This is a genomic window from Emticicia sp. C21 (assembly GCF_003418935.1).
GTDB lineage: Bacteria > Bacteroidota > Bacteroidia > Cytophagales > Spirosomataceae > Emticicia.
The window spans coordinates 550,869-573,024 of the sequence record NZ_QVMT01000003.1; the positions used below are offsets into that span (position 1 = coordinate 550,869).

The window sequence follows — 22,156 nt, forward strand, 5'->3', positions numbered from 1 at the left end:
CTGCCGGGATATTAAGCATTAGTAGCGCTCTTTCTTAAACATATCTTAGCATGGTATACTCTAAAGCTGGCGTGAATGCCTGCTTTTAAATCCCTCACTCAAACCTCTCAAAGTCTGTTTTTAGAAAAATAGTCGTCCTGACAGTATGATTCTAAGAACTTCATTTGTCTGAAAGAAAGCTTTTAGGTAAATTTGTTAAGGGCTTGATTATCAGTTTGTTGTTTGAATTTGGGTGGTTTTAAAGGTGACTGTTATGGTGGTAACCTTTTTATTACTAATATATTATCATCTTTAAAAATTAGTTTAATGTATTAATTATCGGTCTGTTATTTGAAATTTAGGGGTATTAAAGCTTGAATTTATGGACAGAATCTTCTTTTTTGCTTTCGAATTAACTTATTTTGTCTTTAAAAATATATCTAATATATTGATTATCAGTGCATTAGTTGAAATATTTATGGCTTAAAAAATTGTTATATGGACGAAACCTTTTTTTGAATTTAAATAGTACATTTTAAATTTTAGAAGTTTTTGTAATGAATTGATTATCAGTTTGTTGTTTGAAATATTGGAGACCTTAAAAGGTGGCGGTTTTGGACAGCGCCTTTTTGATGTGGGCGGAGGATTTAGTTGATTGCTTCTTGTTGTGAATGTGGCTTAGGTGGCTGCTTTTTTACCCTGAAACAGCTATAGACGAGCCTGTTTAAGTACCTGACTTTCACTTATCAAACCTCAATACAAAAGCATCTTCAAGCCCCTGAGAGGTTTTATTGATTCTGCCGAATGTTACTGTGCCTGAATAACCACCCGTTGCATAGCCGTTACCATTGCTGTCTATGGCTACGGCGCGTCCGTCGTCGTTGCCACTACTTCCCATTGCCTGTACCCAGAAAATACGCCCGTTGTTACTATATTTGGCCACAAAAATGTCAATACCGCCTTCAGCGCTTTTAAGTATTGAGCCAAAAGTGGATGTATTTCTAAAAGAACCTGCTATATATACATTGCCGCTACCATCTATAGTAACGTCGTTTCCTACGTCAGAAGATTCTCCACCTGCCGACTGTACCCATGCTACCTCGCCATTGGTGTTATACTTCGCTACGAAAGCATCATTACTCCCCTGGCTAGTTTTTGAAAAGAGCCAAAAAGAGGCTGAACCTGTATATAAACCTGTTACATATGCATTGCCACTGGCATCTACTGTTATTCCTTGTCCCTGGTCAAAAGCTGATCCACCTGCAGATTGTACCCAAACCAAAGCGCCATTGGTATTATATCTGGCAACAAAAATATCACCTCCTCCTGCAGAAGTTTTTGTGGTTGTCTCAAAAGTAGCTGAAACTATATAGTAGCCTGTAACAGATACAGTGCCTGCGGCATCTGCCGCTATACTGTAGCCGATGTCTTCGTATGCTCCACCTGCTGATACCACCCAATAAAAGCTACCATTGCTGGCATATTTAGCCACAAAGATATCAGCCTCTCCTGCTGCGGTTGTGGCAAGTACGCCAAAGATGGCTGTCCCTCTGTAACGACCTGTTACGTATACATTGCTATTGGCATCTAATGCTATGCCAAAGCCGGTATCTTCCTCTGCGCCACCTGCCGACCGCACCCACTGAAAAACGCCATTGGTGTTATATTTGGCTATAAAAATGTCGCTATTAGAACCTCCTGAAGCCGTAATCGTTGTTGACTCAAACGTAGCCTGGCCGTTATAAGTACCTGTGATATAGACATTGCCACCTGCATCTACTGCTATACTTCTTGCATAATCTATACTAGTGCCACCTGCCGACCTGACCCATTGTACAACACCGCTTTTATTATATTTGACTATAAAAATATCGTTACTCCCTACTGCTGTTTTGGTGATTGACCCAAAAGTGGCGGTTTGGTTATAAAAGCCTGTTATATAGATATTGCCTGAGTTATCAGTGGCGATGTCAGTCCCGTAATCCTGAGCGTTTCCTCCTGCCGAGGCAAATGCTGTGATGTTGGCGGCGTAATTGGAAGGGTCCTGATAACTACAGAGCCATTTACCTGCGGTGTAGACGCGCATACACTGGAAGGTGACATCATAGGCCTGGTCGCCGTTTTGTGGAGAGGGCAAGGCCAGAATGGCATCGTAACTGATACGGGGAATGGTACTATTCTGAGCAGGAGTGATGCCTCCGGGGGTGATGGTTACGTTCTGGGCAACAATTGTGAGAGTAAAAAAAAGGGAGCAACAGAGAGATAGTATGTATTTCATGGCTGATGATGGATTTCAATTGATGTAAGCAATCAAAGATAAATAAAGAACTTACTGGTAAGCAAACAAAACCTAAGTAATTTACTAGATGGTATTTAGGTGCAGATGGGTGTCCTTGTGGAAAATGGGAGAGGTAGCAGACAGGCTGTTTCAGGCTGTCTTGTTCTGAAATAAGCTTGACTAATATATTTCAGAATAAACCAGATAACTAATATCCGGCCTGAATGCCTGCTTTTTTTGTTTTGTTGTGGGCTTTACGCCATTTAATAAATAATTTTTGATTTTTAGCTCTTCTCTGATTATTTTTATAGTTTTCATAAAGCTTTGGTTATCAGGCAATAGACATCTTTCAAGGTTCTTTTATTTACCCGTAATTCAATGAGTCAAACCTCCAATATAATACCATGAGAAAAATCTTTATTCTTTTACTTTTTGTTGTTAGCACAGCTCTGGGACAGTCAGTATCCATCTCTCCGACTGACCCTTCACATCTCATCATTAGTAAACCTGCCGGAACCGCACAATTAACTTTAAAAGGAGAAAGTGCAGGAGAATTTGTTGCCGCACACACAAAAATCAATCTCGAAGGTTGGGTACCTTACGGCAACTCCACCAGTAATACCATAAACTTTGGTAATCAATATAACCTTATACACTCTATCATTACGGGTTCAGGTGCGTTTCCGGGCGATTTCGGAATTTACAGATCATCTGTTCCTTTGCTTTACCATAGTTTCAATACCGGACTTGAGTTAGTATCAACTACATTTAAGGAGGTGAAAGAGGATTTGGCGGTGTTTTATAATACGCAAGCATTAAGTGCAGGCCTCAATAGTAGTATTTATTTTAAAACCGGTAATTATCATACGGGCGGTATTAAAACCACTGGTACAGGTAGTAATGCTGCACGCTTAGGTCTTTTTACTTCTGCCGGTACTTTTCCGACCAATTTAGTTGAAAGGCTTTCGATAACAAATGCCGGGCTTGTAGGTATTGGTTTAACAAACCCGAATGACCTGCTGGATGTGAATGGTCGGGCCCGGATCCGTCATAACGGTGCCACCGCAGGTATCTGGATGAGTAATAGTACGAATAGCCTTACTATGGCTGATGGCGCATTTTATGGCAACAAAGGGGATACTGAAACAGGTATCTGGATTGGGAATGGCTGGCGTTTCTGGGTAAACAGTACAGGTAATGCAACTATAACAGGACTTGCCGGTACAGGCACCAGAAATGTATATGCTGATGCCAATGGGATGCTTACTACTACGGCTCCGGCTCCCAAAACCGATTATTATTCTGTTGCTCCGGCGTCATTCAAGCCTGTATATAATAATAGCGGTACTTTTACGGCAGATGATCTCTATTCCCAATGTTTGATGTCAAATGGCTCTACTGACAAACTTGTAGCAGGTATTAATTTGCCTCATGGTGCTACAGTTACCCAGATAGAAGTGTATTATACGAATACAATTGGCGCAAAAAGGTTTGATGTTTCTTTATATAAGTCGGCCTACAATGATATACTCACTTCTACAGTTGTTTCAGGGGAAACTGACCAGGCCGGAGTAAGCAGTAATGATATTAAAAGTAATGTCTTTGTTGTGCCGAATCCAAGTGTCGGAGCTGTTAATAATACTACACATACCTATAAATTGTGGATTAGTGTTGAAACCACAGCAGGGGCTGAAACGAGTTGGTCGAGCGGTATGGGAATTAAGGGGGTAAAGATAACTTATACTTTGTAGTTGGATACTAATTGATAGAGCTTTTAGTCCTGCAACAGGTACTTATACATCTATTGCGGACGGCTTAACAACTATCAAGAAACCCATCTTTCGCCTCACGGTCAAAATCGTTAAAGCAAGTATACTGGAAAGAATTAGCTATTCAAAAGCTCAATGCGGTCTTAGGTAGTATTAGTGGTGCGTTTTCGTAGATATATATTCGCATATCGATATGCTATGAAGCAGGCGTAAATGCCTGCTTTTTTGTTTTGTCTATTTAAATTATTCAAACTCATAGTTTAGGGCGCGGCAGAGTCCTCTTGCTTTACTAATAGCTTGTGCACACAGGAGGCTCTACCGTGGCTGTAAAAATGATTTATCTAAACCTATTTGTATTCTGATTTCAGGCGAATGATTAGCCTACAGTATGATTTAAAGAACTTGGATTGTGTGGGAGAGATTTTATGATTAAATTTGTTAAGGTGTTGATTATCAGTTTATTAATAGAAATGGTGATGGTCTAAAAGGTGACCGTTATGGTGGGAACCTTTTTGATTCACTTCACCCCTGACCCCTCTCATTTTTGAGGAGAGGGGGGTAAAAATTTCTCTCATTTGAGGAGATTTAGAGTAGATGCTGTGCGGGGTGAAGCGAAAGTTTAGATAAAAACGCCCAAAAAACATGTTTCTATGGACGGAACCTTTTTTTTATAGTTGCAGGTCTTTAATGGTATCCGGAACGATAAAAAAACAACTTTATTTTTCCGGTATTATTTTGCTGAAATTTAGTTATATTTGACTAATTAATCACCAACGCATGCTTACCATGAAAAAACACCCGTTCATCTTAGAAAATACTGCTTCAGGCTTTTTTTAACATGAGCCAATAGACAAGTATTTATATCCTTACAGCAAACTCCGGTAGGCCGGAAAAATCTTTATTTAGAATCAATTCCATCTAACAATTTCTTATTTATGAAAAAACATCTCCTTATTTTGGGCCTCATGGCAGGCTCTATTCAGTTTACCTATGCACAATCGGCTACGGTTACGCCACATACATCTGATTTTTTTAACCATACTTCGGAGGAAGATGCTTATGCCCTGAAAGGGACTGTGACGAATTATGTAGGTGGTGCTAATGCCAAGGGAGTTTGGGGGCATAGTATTGCTTTCAGTACTTTGAGTGCAGGCGTATATGGCTCACACGTTTCGGGTGGAATAGGGGTAAAAGGTGAAGCACCTTATGGTAGTGGAGTATACGGGTTGACTTCCACCGGGATTGCTGTTTCGGCGAATGCCATTGGGGGTGGGGTAGGGCTTATTAGTACAGCAGCAGGTAATAATGCTGCAAGATTTCAGATAACTAATCCAGATAATGGATATACTGCGGTTGAAATCACTACTCAGGGCAATGGAACTGGTATAGAAACAACTGTATATGGCAATGGGGCTGGTGCCTTTTTCAGAAATGTAAATCCTAACGGAAATGGTGCCGGACTGGTTGTACAGAAAACCAAGCCTTATATTATTAACTATACACAAAACCCCAACGCAGACCTGGAAGTGAGGCATCCGACGGGTTATTTTGGCATGACAGGTGTGAGAATCCTGAATACAGATACGAACCTCAATAGTTGGACTCTCTATACTAATAATGACGACGGTGCTTTATTTTTATATGCCAAAGGCGAAAAGAGAGGGAGTTTTAATGCTACCACAGGTGCTTACACAGCCACATCTGATGTTCGTTTGAAAAAGAATATGAGCAACTATGCGAGTATTTTAAAGAACATTATGAAAATGGATGTAATGACGTATCAGTTGCTAAATTCGGACAAAACGGAGGTTGGTCTGATGGCTCAACAGACGATGAAGTATTTCCCGGAAGTGGTTTATGACAATAGGAATGAGCGCGGAGAACAGTATTACAGCATGGATTACTCACGGATTGGGGTGTTAGCTATCAAAGCTGTACAAGAGCAACAAATGATTATTCAGAAACAGCAGAAGGAAATTAACACATTGAAGGAGCAGGTAAAAGAGATTGATGCTTTAAAAAGTGAAATGGAGGAACTGAAAAAATTGATAAAGTCGGCGAGAAGATAAGTAGTTGGAATAATAGAGATATGTTGGAAAGCTCCGCGAGGGGCTTTCTATATTCCCATCCATAGTAAGTAAATAATGAGGGTTTTGTCTGGCTAATATTTGTAATAGCAGATTTCTGAATCATGCCTCAAAGCTGTGCTTTTTTGTGTCTTTGCTAAAAACCACCAAAACAAAACCCGTGGCAATGAGTAAGCCTGAGATAGTAAGGCGTTTCTTTTGCCTTTGTATATAATCTGTCTGGGTTTCGTGGCCGGGTATGGCATAATATCTTCTCGGAAAAGGAGTATCAAAGGCCATGCCTACAATTATGGAATAAAATACGTGGAGTAACCCCAGAATGAGTACGCTCAGTCCAAAAGTTTTCATTGTGTAGTTTTTTTATAAGGGATAAATATAGGTATTTTCTGAGAAATAAAAGAGAAGTGCGGTTTTGATTTTGAGGGGGATTGAATAGATTTGGAGGTTGGCAAACATTAATCAAATAAAACACAAATTGATTTACTCTAAGGTACCTTTTAGGGAATGTGGCTGCATATGCAGTTTTTTGTTGATTCTTATTAAATCGATAAACAACTTGGCAGTTTGTCTGTTTTGATTTTAAGTATAATTTGCTACTTTTGTTTAACATTATTTTTGCTAAAATCACATTTGCCTAAACAACGCTATCTTCTTAAGCTGTAAAAAAACATTGAGGTGCTTACTTATCTGTATGTAGATAGGGAATGCAGCTTAATTGTTTAGTATACATTGAAAAAAAGATAAACGCATGAAGTCTAAAACCACAACAAGTATTACTGCTACTGAATTTATAATGGGCGGGGGTGAAATGGGTGAACTAACCCGCCAGAAAGATTGGAGCCAAACCGAAGTCGGGAGTCCTGAAAACTGGCCGGCGGGTTTAAAAACAATCGTCAATTTTCTGCTTAATTCCAAGTTTCCGATGTTTTTATGGTGGGGGCCCGGTTTAACCTGTTTTTATAACGATGCCTATCGGCCCAGTTTGGGTAATGACGGGAAGCATCCGCATATTTTAGGCATGAAAGCGCAGGAAGCCTGGCCAGAAATATGGGATATTATTAAACCTCTAATTGATCAGGTATTAGCCACTGGAGAAGCTACCTGGAGTGAGAATCAACTAGTGCCTATTTATAGAAATGGAGGTATTGAAGATGTCTACTGGACTTACAGTTATAGCCCTGTCAACGACGATTTTAATAAGCCTACTGGTGTATTTGTTACCTGCGTAGAAACTACACAGCAAGTGGAAACCCTAAAAAAGATTGAGGTACGTGAAGAGCAGCTGCAGTTTACGATTGATGCAGCCAAATTAGGTACGTGGGATCTGAATCCTGTTACTAATAAATTCTCAGGTAACGATCGTCTGAAAAACTGGTTTGCTCTTCCGCTTGAAGAAGATATAGACCTACCCCTAGCTTTAAGCAGAATTATTGAAAAAGACCGACAAAAAGTGACGGAGGCTATACAGTCAGCCATGCAATATGAGTCTGGTGGTAATTATGATACTGAATATACGATTCATAATCCAATTACCAATCAGGAAATAACGGTATTGGCAAAGGGTAAAGCTTTGTTCGACGAGAATCAGGTGGCTTATCGTTTTAGTGGTACACTGCAGGATATTACTCCACAGGTGAATACCGTAAAAAAACTTCGTGAAAATGAGGAGCGCCTGTCTATCGTGATTGAAGCCAGTGAACTGGGTACCTGGGAACTGAACCTGCTAAACAATGAACTTCATTATGGCGGGCGATATCTGGAAATTTTTGGCCATCAGGAAGATGCTCCGGTAAGTTATCAGTATCTCAGTCAGCAAATTCATCCTGACGATGAGATAATACGATTGAATGCTTTTAACAGATCGCTTAAAACCGGTACGCTCCATTTCAGAAGTCGTATTATCTGGGATGACCAGTCGATACATTGGGTAGAAGTGAAAGGGACGGTATCATATGATGAAGCCTATACGCCTGTCAGGGTGGTTGGTACCATACAGGATATCACCGAAGAACAGAATTACCAGCAGGCATTGCGCGAAAGTGAGCAGAAATTCAGACTACTGGCTGATTCAATGCCGCAATTTGTCTGGACGAGCGATCCGCAGGGAAATCTTAACTATTATAATCAGTCGATTTTTAATTATTCGGGTATTCCACCTGAAAAAGTGAGAATGGATAAGTGGCTTGATCTGGTGCATCCTGATGATAGAGAAGAGAATCTGCGAAGATGGATGGAGGCTATCAACACAGGGCAGGAATATGCTTTTGAACATCGTTTTCTTAATAAAGACGGCAATTATTACTGGCATCTGAGCCGGGCTATTCCGCAGAAAGATGCCAAGGGAAATATCCAGATGTGGGTAGGCACCAGCGCCGATATTCATGCCCAGAAAGCAAATACCTCTAAACTGGAAAAGAACGTGCAGGAGCAGATTAAAGAGCTGAAACGCCTGAATGAAGCCCTGAAAAAGAGCGAAGAACGCTATCACCAGATGGTAGAAGAGGTACAGGACTATGCGATTTTTTCGCTGAATGAACTAGGGATCGTTGAAAACTGGAACAAGGGTGCTGAGAATATCAAAGGCTATACTTCACAGGAAATTGTAGGCAGGAATTTCTCAACTTTCTATCCGGAACAAGATCGGTTGGGGCAGTTACCTGAGCAATTGCTGGAACTGGCAAGATTATCCGGCAGAGCCAGTCATGAGGGTTGGCGGGTGCGCAAAAACGGAGAGTTATTCTGGGCCAATGTGGTGATTACGGCCATACATAATGACCAGAACGAGGTGATTGGTTTCTCGAAAGTGACACACGACCTGACCGATAAAAAAGCTGCCGAAGACCGTATAAAAGCTAATGCTCAGCAATTGGAAGACAAAAACAGGGAGCTTGAACGAATGAATACCGAGCTACAATCGTTTGCCTATGTGTCGAGCCACGATTTGCAGGAGCCTCTCAGAAAAATAAAGACTTTTTCGGGACGACTACTGGATAAAGAGAAAGAGAATTTGTCGGATAGCGGGAAAGATATTTTGAACCGGATTAATAATGCCGTAATGCGTATGCAGACCCTCATTGAAGATATTCTGGCGTATTCGCGCACGAATACCGGTGAAAGGATTTTTGCCAAAGTGGATATTCGGGAGATAGTGAATGAAATAAAGGAAGATATTAAAGAAGTTATTGCTGAAAAAAATGCGATGATTGAGCTAAAATCATCATGTCAGACTGAGGTGATACCGTATCAGTTTAAACAATTGCTGATGAACCTAATCAGCAATTCGCTTAAGTTTTCAAAACCAGAAGTTAAGCCGCATATTCAGATAAATTGCATGGCCAGGATGGGGAGCAGTATAGATAACTTAACAGTGAATCCTGACAAGAAGTATTGCCAGATAACCATAGAAGATAATGGTATTGGGTTTGAGGAAGAATACAATGAGCGAATCTTCGAGATTTTCCAACGCCTGCACGGTAAAAGTGAATACACAGGCACAGGTATCGGGCTGGCGATTGTGAAAAAGATAGTTGAAAACCATAATGGGTTTATCACCGCCTCAGGTGTTCCCAATGAAGGAGCCAGGTTTGATGTTTATCTACCTTGTGGTTTGAATTGATAAGAGGGAGATTATCAGGTCTCTATAATGAGTAGTAAACTTTCTCAATCGGAAGATAAGTAGTACAAAATTTGTGATTTAATTAAAGCCTCTCCGAACAGAGAGGCTTTGGTGCTTAAGATAAGGGCATGACATCTCCAAACCAGGTACTTAATTAAACGTATTATTCGAATGCTTGCACAATGCCCAGTAATCGAGTATCGTGCGTAAGTTGTTCTTCATGATACCGAAGTCGTTGCTTTTCTGCACATAGCCTTGAACATTCAACTGCAAATAGGCCTCATTGACCAGTTCAGACTGATCGGAAGTGGTATAAAAAACAAAGGGGATGCTCTTTTTCCTGAGTTGTTCGTTGCCTTGTATTTCCCTTTTCAACTCTATACCTGTTTGCTTGGGCAGATTGATATCGCAAAGAATCAGGAAAGGAATTTCCTTTGTTGAGTAAAGATAATCTCTCGCAGCCTGGCAGTCATTGAACCAGATCAGTGGATGTGTTACTTCTAAGGCAGAGAAAGCATCTTCCAGAAAGAGTTTATCATCGATGTCATCCTCAATCAGTATGACGGGTCTTTTATCCATTATTTTCTATAGTTGTGATGAAACATATAACAGATATACGCGAAAAAAGTTTTTGGGGATTCCGAATAACTGATATTAGAATCTCATTAGAGATCGACTAAGATGAGTGAAAAAGCCCAAATGAATGGGCTTTTATCTGAACTACTTTTAACGTATATCGATAGTAAGAAAAAATAGAACGAGGTAAAGTAAGCAAAATTATCTGGTAAAAGACAATGGCCTCTAACCTTTGATAAGATTTTTCATGGCGATGTAAGTATTGAAGTTCATGGAAACCCCCTCTAAAAAGTAAATATCCTGTTGATTATACATTTGAAACCGAAAAGCCAATAGATAGAGTGCTAAACAGTATCAGAGAGTATTGCTCGAAAAATTCTTTAAAAGTTGCCTCAGAAGATAAAAGTACAGGAATTGTAATTGCCGAAGATTACAGAGCCAGTTTTTTTACTTTTGAAAATCCTGATGGTACTCCACAAGTAACCAATGCTCATATTGTTTTAGGTTGCGAAAAACCCGAGGGTAAATATAAATGTCTCACACCTGAGTTAGTTAAATCAGATATAAACTTTAAAGTAAGGGAAAACAATGGTAAAACGGCAGTTTCTATTTCCCTAACAAATATTAAAGCAAGCTGGGGATTAAATAATAAAACGGGCCAGCCATATTATTTCAGAGATGTAAAGTCTACCGGTGTTTTTGAAAAAGAAATTGCTGGTTTTTTGAAATAGACAAAATTATGGATACTTCGCAAATACTTTATATACAATCTCTTGATTAAGCACCACTAATCTGAGGATTAGTAGCGATTGTTTTTAATACAGGTCACCTGATAATCCTCACTTTCAAAGTCCCCGAGGCAAGGTCTAATGTTGTACCCCGGCTATTATAAAATAAGACCGTAATTGTATTGGCTGAACTCACATAAACTGAGACTTAGAGGGTCAGTCAAACTCAATACAGTTGACAGTCAATGAAATATCATTCGTAGTAGGAGTGCCATTATTACATTTCGCTTCAAAATATAGTACATCACCCTTAGCAAAATCATAGGTAGATTGTGTTTGTCCGGTTGTCACCTGCGCATTCCCTGAGTTAGTACCTGTAGTTGAGTAAGAACGTGTTCCAAGTAGACTTCCGTTCTTATAGATATTTATCTGATAAAACCCTGCGGTTAACGGCGCATTTACAGCAACATCCAGATTAGTCAATCGTACGTTCTTTCTGAATATATATTCAAAACCTCCGTTACCCATTTTTAATTTTACGTAGGAAGACCCCAGCGATGACCCAGAGAACGTTGGCAAGGGGTCGTTCTGATAAAAATGACTGCCGCTTACTGCATTATCAGCCTGTGTGCCGGTAAACACATTATCCTTGAAAATACAATCCTGAATTGCTGTATAATTTTTAGCAATATTTCCTATGATTTTGTTGGCATCATAAGCTGCATTTAAATTGATTGATCCATCGCACCTGTTATTAACAATCGTTATATTTCGGCTATAAGCATTTCCGGAAGGATCAATAAGAGTAGGGTCAACAAACCCGGTCAATGTTTGATTCTCAACTAAAATTTGGGCTAAAGTATTGGGATTGAGACCTAGATTGTAAAGAGCGTTATCTTTAATCAGAACATTTCTGCCGCTTTTTATTCTGATGCCATAATTGCTAGCAGAACTTGAACTTTGATAAATAACCTCATTGCCGATAATTGAGATATTCTCACAAACGCGAGGTGTAGCTACAGATTCTACTTCAACTAATATCCCCATTCCCGATTCTGAGAGGTTGGTATGAATTATTTTGTTGTATAGAATCTTAATATTCCGGGAATTTGAAACATAAATTCTACCATTGAATGTTTCAATATAGTTATTCTGAACAACCACATTTTCGACAAAATGCAAACCCAGATCATCGCCCGCTGCTCCTAAAATTGAATTATTATCAATGAGTATATTTTTTGAGCGGCCACCAAATCCTATAGACTCCCCGTCGGTACTACTCATATATAGCACATTATCTCTCACAACTACGTTATCGCGCGGATAAGTCACATTCGGGATTACATAGTCGGCGTTATTATTCCCGCTGATAAGCTTATTAGTAATGAGGCCATGTGAGTTAATAATACAATTTTCAATGCTGCAATTCTTTCCTAAATGAATAGAAAGTGCTATTTGAATACTTGTATTTACATCAAAGCTAAGGTTGCGTATCGAGCCTGTCCAGACATTTGGGCTACCTCCATAACTGTCTGTACCAATTACAACCCAATAAGCATAAGGAATTTCATCTGTTAATTTAATAATACAATATTCCTTACTGTTACCACAAAGAGAAACCTTATTGTAGAGATATAGATTGTCATTAGCGATATAGGTGCCTTTAGGAAAATAGACGATACTTTCCAGGCTAATAGCACAATAATCAATAGCTTTTTGTATGGCCATAGAGTCATCTGTTGCGCCATCTCCTTTGGCTCCAAACCATCTTACACTAACCTCATCAGACACTATTCTTAACCATCGGCCTGTTGATACACCTGTTGCCTGAATAACCGTTCCACCGTTGTCGGTAGCAGTGCTGGCAGCATCCCAATAAAATTGGCCGCCACCACCATCATTAACGGCATAATAACCTAAAACATCAGCCACATCATTACTTGAGCCTGTAATTGTTCTGAGCGTAGAAATGTCGCTCACTACTTGAATTGACATAATTGTGAGATTTAATTATTTGTGAATTGATTTAATATTCTAAGCAATGAATGGCTTACTTACTATCTTCTTTAGCCATCCCAACAACCTTTCCATCTCCCCACAACCCGCGCGGCACATCCGCCTTTGCATCAGCTAAAGGCCCGTAATCCAGCCATGCTCTTTTTTCGTTATCGCTCAGAAAGTCCATGTTGCGGAGGGCTTCTGATTGGTATTTGATGTCTTGGCTGAATTCTTCGAAAACATCGTAGTCGAACTGGAGTTCGTGGTCTTTTAAGGATGGCTGCACGACGAATTCATGCAAAGCTTCGCAGAGTTCGCGCATTTCGGGGAAAACTCCATCACGCAGGGAGATTTTACTCACTTCCTTGAGATTGTTGTAGCTGGATGCTTCCTGCGACCCCAACAACACCGGATTGATATGCCATACAGCCCCCAGAATCTCCCGGATAGTCTTCTGAGCCTCCTGCGTACGCGACTCCGAAAGTGGAGCATCCAGGCGAATGGCATCTAGAGGGAAACCTGACACAGCCACATTATGGCGGTTTTTCTGACCAAACATGCGTAGGATTACATCTTTGAAACTCTGTTTTTCTTGTGGCGACTGCTGATTGTAGGCCTCTGATACCTCCTTATCACGTGGGAAAAGGATATTGGTGCTATCTCCGGTCTGGAAACCGTATAGCTCCCTGAGTTTTGAGGCTTTGTAGGTATCAATCTCGTTCAATGCCGCTTGTATACGCGGGGTGCCATAGAGGAAGCCTCCCTGATTATCATAATTGAACGAATGGTTCCGAAGCAAAAAGGCGCTGTCCACATCCAGCACCTTTTGATAGGTAGCATTGATGATTTTATAACCCTGAATGGGTTCAAACTGTGTGCCACCAATGATTTGCACCAGATGTGAGGGTAGGGGATTCAGGCTCTCGATATTGACTTTGCTCAGGCTTTTGCTTACCCTATTGGCCCATATAACACAGAAACCCGCCACATCGCGCGAGGCCATGTAGTGATACACAAACTGTTTCCAACTGAACAATGGCGCAGGCTGACGAAACAGCTTCTTGAGTTTGCCATAGGTGAGGTCGGTGGCCGAAACGGCCGACAGGTCTATTTCGGTATAAGAGCGTTCTTTGAGCGTAGCCAGTTGCTTGCGCTCGTAGTCGCTGACGTAAATGCCGTTGAACTTACGGTATTCTTTGGCAAGGGCCTTGTCTTTTATCTCGTAAAGACAGGGGCGTATTTCGGATGCCCGACTGGCTTTCCAGTCGATTAAGGCAAATACCAGCGAGTTGTTGGCGTATGTTCGGGTGTATTCGTGGAGGTTATATTCGGTGGTGATGGGCATACCCCGATACGGAATGCTGAAAAGTAATTGATTGTACAAATTGGCCGTATTCACGGCGGCCGACGAAGCGGCGGAGTTAATTGTTTTTTTGTTGGACGCGCCAAAACCTAAGAATCCCATATCTGTCTGAAAAGATTATGGGCATATCACTAATGAGTCTGTTGGAGAGATGCACAAAGGTAAGATGGTGGGAGGGGGGGTGCAAGTTTTTGAAAGGGATATTGGGATTTTCATACTGTTGGGGGTAATTTGAGGAATTCTTTTAAAATCTGGCTGATATGAAAATCAAAAAACTTCTGATTACTATAGTTATTTTTGTTTGCATAGGATTTGGGATATTTTACTTAGTAGCCATGTTTATGACTACTGCGCTTATTGATGGAGATAACAAGGAGTTTAACCAGAATCTATGGAAAGATGATTTTGAGGGAGAGACAAGGGCTGTTATGTTAAGCGATTTAGAAAATAAACATCTGAAGAAAGGAATGACCAAAGACGAAGTAATTAAGCTTCTGGGAGAACCGGATGGAAGACATCCTGATGGAGAAAATTATACGTGGAAAAAAGAATTAGGCTATGATTTAGGAAATAGTTTTGACCCCTGTGAATTTATTATTTATCTCGATGAAAATCTAAAGGTGGTTTCCTGGAAGAAATATTGTAGCTGAGTCTTATCTGATTAAAAAAATATTTCTTAAAGCCACCGTCGGAACTTCAGTTTCGACAAGATACATTGTTTAATAGTTATACTATTTATTTATTTCTTTGTTTATATATACTATAAATGCTTTGACTAGTGCTTTCACGTTGCTTTGTTAGGTGCTTTCACTTTGCTTTCGCTAGTGCTTTGGTAGGTGCTTTAGCAATTTTTGATAGGGCATTCAGGTAAATTCATACTGATTTTCATACGGTTTTATCACTGTTTTTGTTCCCTCAGAGTCTCCCGTGTGCGATTGCCCTTAGTAAAGCAAGGGGACTCTGAGGGTTAAGATTTGTCCCAATATAGCTAAGGCCCCCGCCCCAGAGTCTCTCGTAGGAACGGTACGCCATAGCAGGGGACTCTGGGGAATCGCAATCCGCTTATTAAATCCCCAAAAAAATATTTGGCACCAAATATAGGGGTATTTCAACCCCTTATCGTCTTACCAGCAAAAGTTTCTAAATTTACTTTGTATCAGTTACCGGAAGATTGAATGATTGTAAAGAATATCAATACCAGAGAGCTCGAAAAGCTTTTTAATGCGTATTACTCGCCAGTATTGTTATACAGCCTCACTATCGTAAAAAACAGAGACGACGCCGAAGACATTGTTCAGCAGGCGTTTATTGGCCTATGGCAAAAAATGGGTGCTGCTGATTTTCATACCTCGGCAAGAGCGTATTTGTATAAAACGGTCTATCATGCAAGTCTCGATTTTCTGAAGCATGAAAAAGTAAAGAAACGGCATGAGGCAGAAGTCTTACATAACGCTGATGAAATGCCTGATACCTATAAAAATGAGGAAGAAGACCTCTATACAAAACTGGAGCAGGCCATTGAAACATTACCGGAGCAATGCCGCAGAATATTCAGAATGAGCCGGTTTGATGGACTAAAATACAAGGAAATAGCGGCTGAACTCGCCATCTCCGAAAAAACAGTAGAAAACCAGATGGGCAAGGCTTTGAAGATGCTGAGAGGAACACTGAAAAATTATTACCCACTATTACTGATCTTATTAAGTCTCTGATATGCAACAGGATACCGAAATAGATACATTAATTGCTAAGTTTTTCTCTGGTGAGGCCTCGCCGGAAGAAGCCATGCAATTGGAAGATTGGGCTGAAATCTCGCCCGAAAACAGGTCTTATTTAAACACATCAGCTAATTTTTTTACTATGAATCTTACATTAAATACCATCGAAAACCAACAACAGGTTTGGGAGAATGTACGCAAGGCTGTAGATAAGCCTATTGTACCAAGTGGCTGGCTCATGAACTGGCGCGGACTCAATGTAGCAGCCTCAGTTATGTTGCTACTTGCTATTGGCTTGCTGTATTATACTTTTTCAAATCAGCAGATTAATGATACTATTTATGAGGCAAGTTCGGTGGCAAAAACGGTTAGTCTTGCAGACAGGTCTGAAATTATTATCTCGCCCAATTCATCTATTACAGTTGATAAAAATTACGGGGTAAATAGCAGAAAAATACAACTACAAGGCTCGGCTCAGTTTTCGGTAATACACGATGCCAGGCGGCCATTCATTGTTGATGTAAACAACATTCATATCAAAGACCTTGGAACAGCGTTCACTGTGAAAACGACGCCAAACGGCAATTTTATTCTGATTGATGTCACAGAGGGTGAAGTATCTGTCTCTGACGATTATGGTTATTCAAAAAGTATCAAAGCAGGAGAAAAAGCAACGTATAGCCAGACACAAAAGCATCTTCATTTGATTAATTTTGAACAACCAAAAAAGCCTTTGGTACCTGAAATCAAAGAAAAGAATGCTATTATACAAGTACCCGACACTACCCGTAAAAAGAAATCCAGTGTGAGTGTATCTACCTCAGTTTCAACCGAAAAAGATGGATCCTCTCATTCCTACTCATCAAGCTATTCGACTGATAATAGTAATACACCTGAGGGGCAGCAGGAACTGATTGACAAAGCCGATAAAACAACCAAAAGAATTCTGGCTGATATACGCAAAGACGGATTAATTGGAGATAGTAAAAATGTATCTTTTACAATCAGCAATAAAGGCTTTTTCATTAATGGCGAAAAACAGAGCGAAGCAGTTTTCCGTCGATACGAGAAAAAATATAATCCGGCAATAAATACCAACGGCGTATGGTCATGGACTTATACTGCTAATGATTAGGGTCGATCATAAATAAAACGTTGCCCCAGAGACTCTTACGTACCTACGGGAGACTCTGGGGAACACAGAAAGTAATCAATCGAAATAGGCTTTCTACCAACTCTAATTATTATCATCCGCACAACCATTAATATAAGCCTGATAAATACCTCCGTTCTGAACCTGAAAACCGGGGTTCAGAATGATAGCTTTGCCTGCATCGTGTTTAATGGAAGCGCCTTCCATGATAATACTGGTAGCTGTAATTTTGTCTGAAACCTCCAGTTTTTTTATTACTCCATTCAGATAGTTATCAGTAATGTTTTTTTCGATAGAGCATACTTTATAGACCCATAACTCTTCTCCATGCACGCCATCATTGGCTGCAAAAAAAAGTTTTCCGTTTGTCAGAAGGAAATTCCTCGGATTTGAACTACCTGCCCCTACATGAATGTCTTTTACACGATAGGTATTGACATTGTCCGATTTCCAGAGTTCACAACCATTGGCATCACAGCCTTTAAAAAACAGGTCTTCTTCGGAGCTTACCAGATTTGAACACGGTATCGACAGGTGCACTTGTGTTCCGGCATTGGTACCATCACTTTTCCAGAGTTGAGTGTCTGCCTTAAAGAAGAGTAAGTTTTTAAAGACCACTATCTCAAAATCAGTTGCTGAACTCAGGTTTAAGGTGATAGGCCTAACCAGTTCTAACGTACTGCCATCAGTTCGCCACAAACCCTCACCATTACCGGGGTCGTTGGCCACAAAATAAGTAAAACCCTGACGATAGGCGAACGCATTATAAATAAGACCGCTGCCGAAGTTTTTAAGCATTATAGTACCTGCATCGGTGCCATCGCTTTTCCATAGTTTTTTGCCATTATCGGTAATAAACAATAAGGTTCCGTTGGCGTTATAGAGATAGTTGAAAACAGTACCTGTTCTTCCGGCTGTAATTTCTTTTACCTTCACTGTGCCATTCGATTCTCCGTTGCTTTTCCAGAGTTCATAACCAGTATTGTAGGTATGCGCCGCAAAAAATACTGTTCCGTTTACATCAGTTAATAAAATAGGCTTTGACCCGCCAACGTCAGTACTGATGGTTTTTACTTTAGAACTTACCGTCCCCATGTATGACGACCACAACTCAATGCCCTGCCCGTCTTCCATCGTAAAGAATATCCGGTTAGTAGAAGGAGTGAAATTGGCCGGATAAGAACCAGTACGCACATTTTGCCTGTCAATACTCACGCCAAAAGATTTGATTTGCCATAAATACCTGCTTTCGGTCAGTATCAGCCCTTTATTATTATAGGCAGCCATCCCGTTAAAATTCTGAGTAGTGTCGGTCGTAAATTCTTTATGAAGCGATGCTGCAAGGGTTTTGGTGTCTACTTTCCATAATTCCGTACCGGTTTTTTCGTTTCTGGCCAGAAAATACACTTTATCATCAAGCGCAATCAGGTTGCCCGGCGAAGACGAAGCCTTTTCGGTTCTGATATCTTTCAGCATAAAAGTACCTGCCACCGTACCATCCGAACGCCATATTTCATGGCCATGGATATCGTCATAAGCCAGAAAATAGACAAGGCGAGAGGTTTGTCCTAATAGTTTTCTGAATATAAATCCGGGTTTATCCTGTGGAGTCAATTCGGTAGCGGTGGTACCATCGCAAACAAAAAGTTTTTGCACATAAGCTTCATTCCGGCCTATATATAGCAATCGGTTATTTACTGCCAGATACTGAAATACACCAAAAGCAGAGGTATTGGTAAAAAACTTGCTGGTAGTTATGCCATTGGTTCGCCAGATATCGTCATAAGCCGAAAAATAGAGCTGATTATTGAGCTTAGCATAGTTTGGAGAGGTATGGTAATAGGTGTAGTCTGGCAGATTTATATCATACGCACTCCCTATACCACCTGTTAATGTAAAAATGCGTGTCTGATTGGCAATATAAGCGGTGCCTAATAACTGATTATCAATCACAACAAATCCCTCTGGTCGGGAGCTACTACCTGCGCCGGCAAATTCTGAAACCATACGCGTACCGGAAGCAGTACCGTCGGTTTTCCAAAGTTCAGCTTTACTATGATCGGCACCTGTATAATATATAGCGCCATTCATTTCTATGTATTCCTTGAAATTATAGGTAGGCGCAAAACTTGCATTATATTCGGTATACTTTGCAGTTCCACCGGGTGTGCCGTTGCTCTTCCAGAGTTCAAGCAGATTAGTAAATCCGTTTTCATTTACATGAAAGCGCTCGAGTATTAACTGATTACCTAGTTTAAGCAGCCTTTGGGTTGAGAATGTCGCTGGCTTGGCGGTTAAGTTAGCCAGAAATGTAAGCGTATTCCCGTCAGTTTTCCAGAGTTGTTCTGTACGGATGGCTAAATCGTCATGAAATGCAATGAAATAGAATTGTCCGTTTATATCAATATAAGCTTCATTTATCAGGCTATTAGTATAAAGGCTTTTCAAAAACACTGTTCCCTGGGCTGTTCCGTCAGTCCTCCATAAATCGATGCCATTATAGTTGGCGGGGTCTCGGTTGGATATGAAAAAGAGGTAATTCTTCCCCTGAAAGAAAATCTTGTACTCATCCTGCTCTGTAGTAGAGCCTATATCAGCCTGAATTTTTTTTGTACCAATTGCCGTTCCATCGCTTACCCATAAGGCTTTATGGTATTCATCGCCTGACGTAAAAAAGAGTTTACCTTTCCAGGCAGTCATTTTCTGGAAATTGACAGGGGCATTTGACTGACTTGAGTTTATTAATTCTATTGTTCCGTTGGTTTGCCCGTCTGTTCGCCATAATGATTTAACACCTGTTTCGAGGTTTTTGGTTGAAAAATAGAATGTACTATCAACCATACAGGTATTTTCTATCACAATACTTTTGGTAGATGGCGCTATATCGTGCACTAATTCCTGCGCTGATAGGGCATATGTAGCCAATAGTAGAATAAAAGAGAGACAGGTTGCCCGTGATTTGATTTTAATAGCAGCAGCAGTGAACATATAGGATAATACTTTTATATGAATTTTCAGGGAGTGGTAACTTTATTTAGACCGCCTTAACAGTTGGCAAATATACCAAAAAAATGAATAAAGGTAAAGGGTGAAAAGGCTGATTAATACAAAAGTAAAACGATATTTACCCATTCAGAACCTTTGCCTTTTGTGTGTCAAATTCTTCCTGCGTAAGTGCTCCCTGGTCTAAGAGGTTTTTTAGTTTCAGAATTTCATCAGCAACAGGTGGGGTTTGATGCTGAGCGAGGATACTGGAAACCAGTTGGGCAACTTGCGGCGTTGCTGAGGCATCAGCCGTTATATTGATGGTGGTACTAGAATGGGTGATTGTATCAGTTTCCTCTTTTTCTATGGCATGATGTACAAATAATTTGTGCCATACATTAAATAATTCATAGGCTTTATGATAAGCAGCTGAGTTTTCCTGAGTAGCCTTTGTTATAAACAGAAGTTTGTATTGCGTTTTTTCAGTATTGTTCATGGTTATTATCAGGCCCAGGCTATCACACATTTTATAGGTATCTCCGGGTTTATCCATCGAACCGATTTCACCACTTACTCTGGTTGTTACGGCATATCTTCGATCACCTGATTTCGATGCCAGATAGGATTGATTGATTACCTCACATTTTAATACATCCCTGAAATCGAAATAAGCCGGCTTGAAATCTTTTACAAAGCAGAATTTTCTTCTTTCGTTATCAATGGCCACAGAATCTCCCTCAATTCCACCTAAATGAAAAGCATCGACTTTAAAGTCTGGAAGTTTATCAAAAATCGTCCTTTTTATATGCTTATTCCAGTTATAAAACAGGACAAAAACAGATAAAAGAACAAACATGACTATAACCCAGATTATGAATGATTTAAACAAATGAGCATTGTCCATAAAAGTATAAGTTTTTTGAGCGTAGACAAATCTATCAGGTTTCTGAGGATAGAATCAACGGATTTTTTAATCGATTTCAGTTTCGGGGTGCGCAAAAGTTCTTAGCCGTTAAGAATCTTTGCCTTTTGTGCTTCAAATTCTTCTTGTGTAAGCGCTCCCTGGTCTAAGAGGTTTTTTAGTTTCAGAATTTCGTCGGCAATAGATGAGGAAGCCACTTGGGTACCTGAAGTCAATTTGGAAGCAAAAGACGATGTTGACCCATCAAGAGTTAAGCTAACAGTGCGATTGTTTGAATCTGTTTTGTCTTTTTCAATGGCATGAGAATCAAAAAAACTATCCCACTCCAGACAGAGGTCATACGCTGTTTCATACGTATCTGAATTGACATAGGTTGGCTGTGATATGAATAAAGCGGTATATACAGGTCTATAATCATTTTTTATTGTTATTTCCAGCCCCATCTTATCACATATTTTGTGTATGTCTCCGAGTACGCTCACCGAGCCTCTCACTTTTACGCGTTCACCATTTACTTTGGCCGTTCCGGTAAAACTCCCGGTTTTAGACTCCCTTTCATAATAGGTCTGAACAAATGAGTCACATTTATATATCTGATTAAAATCGTAAAAAACAGGCTTAAGCCTCTTAACGAAGCATATTTTTTTTCTTTCTTTATCAATCGCAAATGAATAGCTTTTTTTACCCCCTAAATGAAAAGCGTCTACTTTAAAGTCGTGCAAGGTATCAAATAACTTTTTTGTTGCCTTATTCCAATCAAACATCATCCATCGAAAAAGCGCGACAATAATACCGATTGTAATAACAAATCGTAGAACATCATACCAATTTGTGGAGTTCATATTTGTATAGGGTTTTTAAATGCAGGTCGGGAATATTTAATGAGAGAATCTGCCCGAAAATCTTATCACAAATATATTAAAAAATCAGACGTTAGCAGCCTTACTAAAGGCAATTCGGGCATAACTATTCTACCATTTTTTC

16 protein-coding genes are annotated in these 22,156 nt (G+C 40.0%); 7 read left to right on the top strand and 9 right to left on the bottom strand.

The genetic code is table 11. The features are described 5' to 3' along the window. Positions 1 to 718: 718 nt before the first annotated feature. Both D0T08_RS10050 and D0T08_RS27580 read right to left on the bottom strand, forming a co-directional pair. Positions 719 to 2,257, bottom strand: coding sequence for an SBBP repeat-containing protein (locus D0T08_RS10050; protein WP_116982488.1), 1,539 nt, complete (start codon positions 2,255 to 2,257; stop codon positions 719 to 721). A 180-nt stretch (positions 2,258 to 2,437) separates the two neighbouring features. Further along, positions 2,438 to 2,575, bottom strand: coding sequence for a hypothetical protein (locus tag D0T08_RS27580; protein ID WP_158561237.1), 138 nt, complete (start codon positions 2,573 to 2,575; stop codon positions 2,438 to 2,440). Positions 2,576 to 2,661: 86 nt separating this feature from the next. Here D0T08_RS27580 and D0T08_RS10055 point away from each other — a divergent pair, with 86 nt between their 5' ends. Both D0T08_RS10055 and D0T08_RS10060 read left to right on the top strand, forming a co-directional pair. Next, positions 2,662 to 4,008 carry a hypothetical protein gene (locus D0T08_RS10055; RefSeq protein WP_116982489.1) on the top strand — a complete coding sequence of 449 codons (1,347 nt, stop codon included), beginning with the start codon at positions 2,662 to 2,664 and terminating at the stop codon, positions 4,006 to 4,008. A gap of 953 nt (positions 4,009 to 4,961) precedes the next feature. Next, entirely contained in the window at positions 4,962 to 6,095 is a 1,134-nt protein-coding gene (locus tag D0T08_RS10060) for a tail fiber domain-containing protein (protein ID WP_116982490.1), read from the top strand. Positions 6,096 to 6,215: 120 nt separating this feature from the next. On the opposite strand, the gene D0T08_RS10065 is transcribed toward D0T08_RS10060, so the two are convergent. Continuing rightward, positions 6,216 to 6,461 (bottom strand): hypothetical protein, encoded by a 246-nt coding sequence (locus D0T08_RS10065; RefSeq protein WP_116982491.1) that lies wholly within the window; start codon positions 6,459 to 6,461, stop codon positions 6,216 to 6,218. Positions 6,462 to 6,861: 400 nt separating this feature from the next. Between D0T08_RS10065 and D0T08_RS10070 the strand changes: the two genes are divergently transcribed. After that, positions 6,862 to 9,729: a PAS domain S-box protein gene (locus D0T08_RS10070; protein ID WP_116982492.1), complete on the top strand. Its 2,868-nt coding sequence runs from the start codon at positions 6,862 to 6,864 to the stop codon at positions 9,727 to 9,729. Positions 9,730 to 9,879: 150 nt separating this feature from the next. Here D0T08_RS10070 and D0T08_RS10075 read toward each other — a convergent pair whose 3' ends face one another. After that, entirely contained in the window at positions 9,880 to 10,308 is a 429-nt protein-coding gene (locus D0T08_RS10075; RefSeq protein WP_116982493.1) for a response regulator, read from the bottom strand. Positions 10,309 to 10,646: 338 nt separating this feature from the next. Between D0T08_RS10075 and D0T08_RS10080 the strand changes: the two genes are divergently transcribed. After that, a complete protein-coding gene (locus tag D0T08_RS10080) occupies positions 10,647 to 11,036 on the top strand; it encodes a hypothetical protein (protein ID WP_116982494.1) in 390 nt (129 codons plus the stop codon). 213 nt (positions 11,037 to 11,249) lie between these two features. On the opposite strand, the gene D0T08_RS10085 is transcribed toward D0T08_RS10080, so the two are convergent. Together D0T08_RS10085 and D0T08_RS10090 are read right to left on the bottom strand one after the other, a co-directional pair. Next, a complete protein-coding gene (locus tag D0T08_RS10085) occupies positions 11,250 to 13,028 on the bottom strand; it encodes a glycosyl hydrolase family 28-related protein (protein ID WP_116982495.1) in 1,779 nt (592 codons plus the stop codon). A 55-nt stretch (positions 13,029 to 13,083) separates the two neighbouring features. Then, positions 13,084 to 14,496 carry a phage portal protein gene (locus tag D0T08_RS10090; RefSeq protein ID WP_116982496.1) on the bottom strand — a complete coding sequence of 471 codons (1,413 nt, stop codon included), beginning with the start codon at positions 14,494 to 14,496 and terminating at the stop codon, positions 13,084 to 13,086. 158 nt (positions 14,497 to 14,654) lie between these two features. On the opposite strand from D0T08_RS10090, the gene D0T08_RS10095 reads away from it, so the two are divergent. The 3 genes from D0T08_RS10095 (at position 14,655) to D0T08_RS10105 (ending at position 17,247) form a co-directional block, all read left to right on the top strand. Further along, positions 14,655 to 15,044: a hypothetical protein gene (locus D0T08_RS10095; RefSeq protein ID WP_116982497.1), complete on the top strand. Its 390-nt coding sequence runs from the start codon at positions 14,655 to 14,657 to the stop codon at positions 15,042 to 15,044. Positions 15,045 to 15,569: 525 nt separating this feature from the next. After that, positions 15,570 to 16,106, top strand: a complete 537-nt coding sequence (locus D0T08_RS10100) for an RNA polymerase sigma-70 factor (RefSeq protein WP_116982498.1) — start codon at positions 15,570 to 15,572, stop codon at positions 16,104 to 16,106. A 1-nt stretch (position 16,107) separates the two neighbouring features. Further along, on the top strand, positions 16,108 to 17,247 hold the full coding sequence (locus D0T08_RS10105) for a FecR domain-containing protein (RefSeq protein WP_116982499.1): 1,140 nt from the start codon (positions 16,108 to 16,110) through the stop codon (positions 17,245 to 17,247). Positions 17,248 to 17,349: 102 nt separating this feature from the next. Here the strand turns inward: D0T08_RS10105 and D0T08_RS10110 are convergent, their stop codons facing one another. The 3 genes from D0T08_RS10110 to D0T08_RS10120 all read right to left on the bottom strand — a co-directional run bounded on the left by D0T08_RS10110 (position 17,350) and on the right by D0T08_RS10120 (position 22,014). Further along, positions 17,350 to 20,253 carry a 3-coathanger stack domain-containing protein gene (locus D0T08_RS10110; protein WP_116982500.1) on the bottom strand — a complete coding sequence of 968 codons (2,904 nt, stop codon included), beginning with the start codon at positions 20,251 to 20,253 and terminating at the stop codon, positions 17,350 to 17,352. A gap of 136 nt (positions 20,254 to 20,389) precedes the next feature. Continuing rightward, a complete protein-coding gene (locus D0T08_RS27785; protein ID WP_199538143.1) occupies positions 20,390 to 21,106 on the bottom strand; it encodes an SHOCT domain-containing protein in 717 nt (238 codons plus the stop codon). Positions 21,107 to 21,255: 149 nt separating this feature from the next. After that, positions 21,256 to 22,014: an SHOCT domain-containing protein gene (locus tag D0T08_RS10120; protein ID WP_199538144.1), complete on the bottom strand. Its 759-nt coding sequence runs from the start codon at positions 22,012 to 22,014 to the stop codon at positions 21,256 to 21,258. Between the last annotated feature and the right edge of the window lie 142 nt (positions 22,015 to 22,156).

Coding starts and splice junctions, on each gene's coding strand:
- D0T08_RS10050 (WP_116982488.1), bottom strand. CDS start 2,257: ATGAAATACATACTATCTCTCTGTTGCTCCCTTTTTTTTACTCTCACA.
- D0T08_RS10110 (WP_116982500.1), bottom strand. CDS start 20,253: ATGTTCACTGCTGCTGCTATTAAAATCAAATCACGGGCAACCTGTCTC.
- D0T08_RS10120 (WP_199538144.1), bottom strand. CDS start 22,014: ATGAACTCCACAAATTGGTATGATGTTCTACGATTTGTTATTACAATC.
- D0T08_RS27580 (WP_158561237.1), bottom strand. CDS start 2,575: ATGAAAACTATAAAAATAATCAGAGAAGAGCTAAAAATCAAAAATTAT.
- D0T08_RS27785 (WP_199538143.1), bottom strand. CDS start 21,106: ATGTTTGTTCTTTTATCTGTTTTTGTCCTGTTTTATAACTGGAATAAG.
- D0T08_RS10070 (WP_116982492.1), top strand. CDS start 6,862: ATGAAGTCTAAAACCACAACAAGTATTACTGCTACTGAATTTATAATG.
- D0T08_RS10105 (WP_116982499.1), top strand. CDS start 16,108: ATGCAACAGGATACCGAAATAGATACATTAATTGCTAAGTTTTTCTCT.
- D0T08_RS10065 (WP_116982491.1), bottom strand. CDS start 6,461: ATGAAAACTTTTGGACTGAGCGTACTCATTCTGGGGTTACTCCACGTA.
- D0T08_RS10075 (WP_116982493.1), bottom strand. CDS start 10,308: ATGGATAAAAGACCCGTCATACTGATTGAGGATGACATCGATGATAAA.
- D0T08_RS10085 (WP_116982495.1), bottom strand. CDS start 13,028: ATGTCAATTCAAGTAGTGAGCGACATTTCTACGCTCAGAACAATTACA.
- D0T08_RS10055 (WP_116982489.1), top strand. CDS start 2,662: ATGAGAAAAATCTTTATTCTTTTACTTTTTGTTGTTAGCACAGCTCTG.
- D0T08_RS10095 (WP_116982497.1), top strand. CDS start 14,655: ATGAAAATCAAAAAACTTCTGATTACTATAGTTATTTTTGTTTGCATA.
- D0T08_RS10100 (WP_116982498.1), top strand. CDS start 15,570: ATGATTGTAAAGAATATCAATACCAGAGAGCTCGAAAAGCTTTTTAAT.
- D0T08_RS10060 (WP_116982490.1), top strand. CDS start 4,962: ATGAAAAAACATCTCCTTATTTTGGGCCTCATGGCAGGCTCTATTCAG.
- D0T08_RS10090 (WP_116982496.1), bottom strand. CDS start 14,496: ATGGGATTCTTAGGTTTTGGCGCGTCCAACAAAAAAACAATTAACTCC.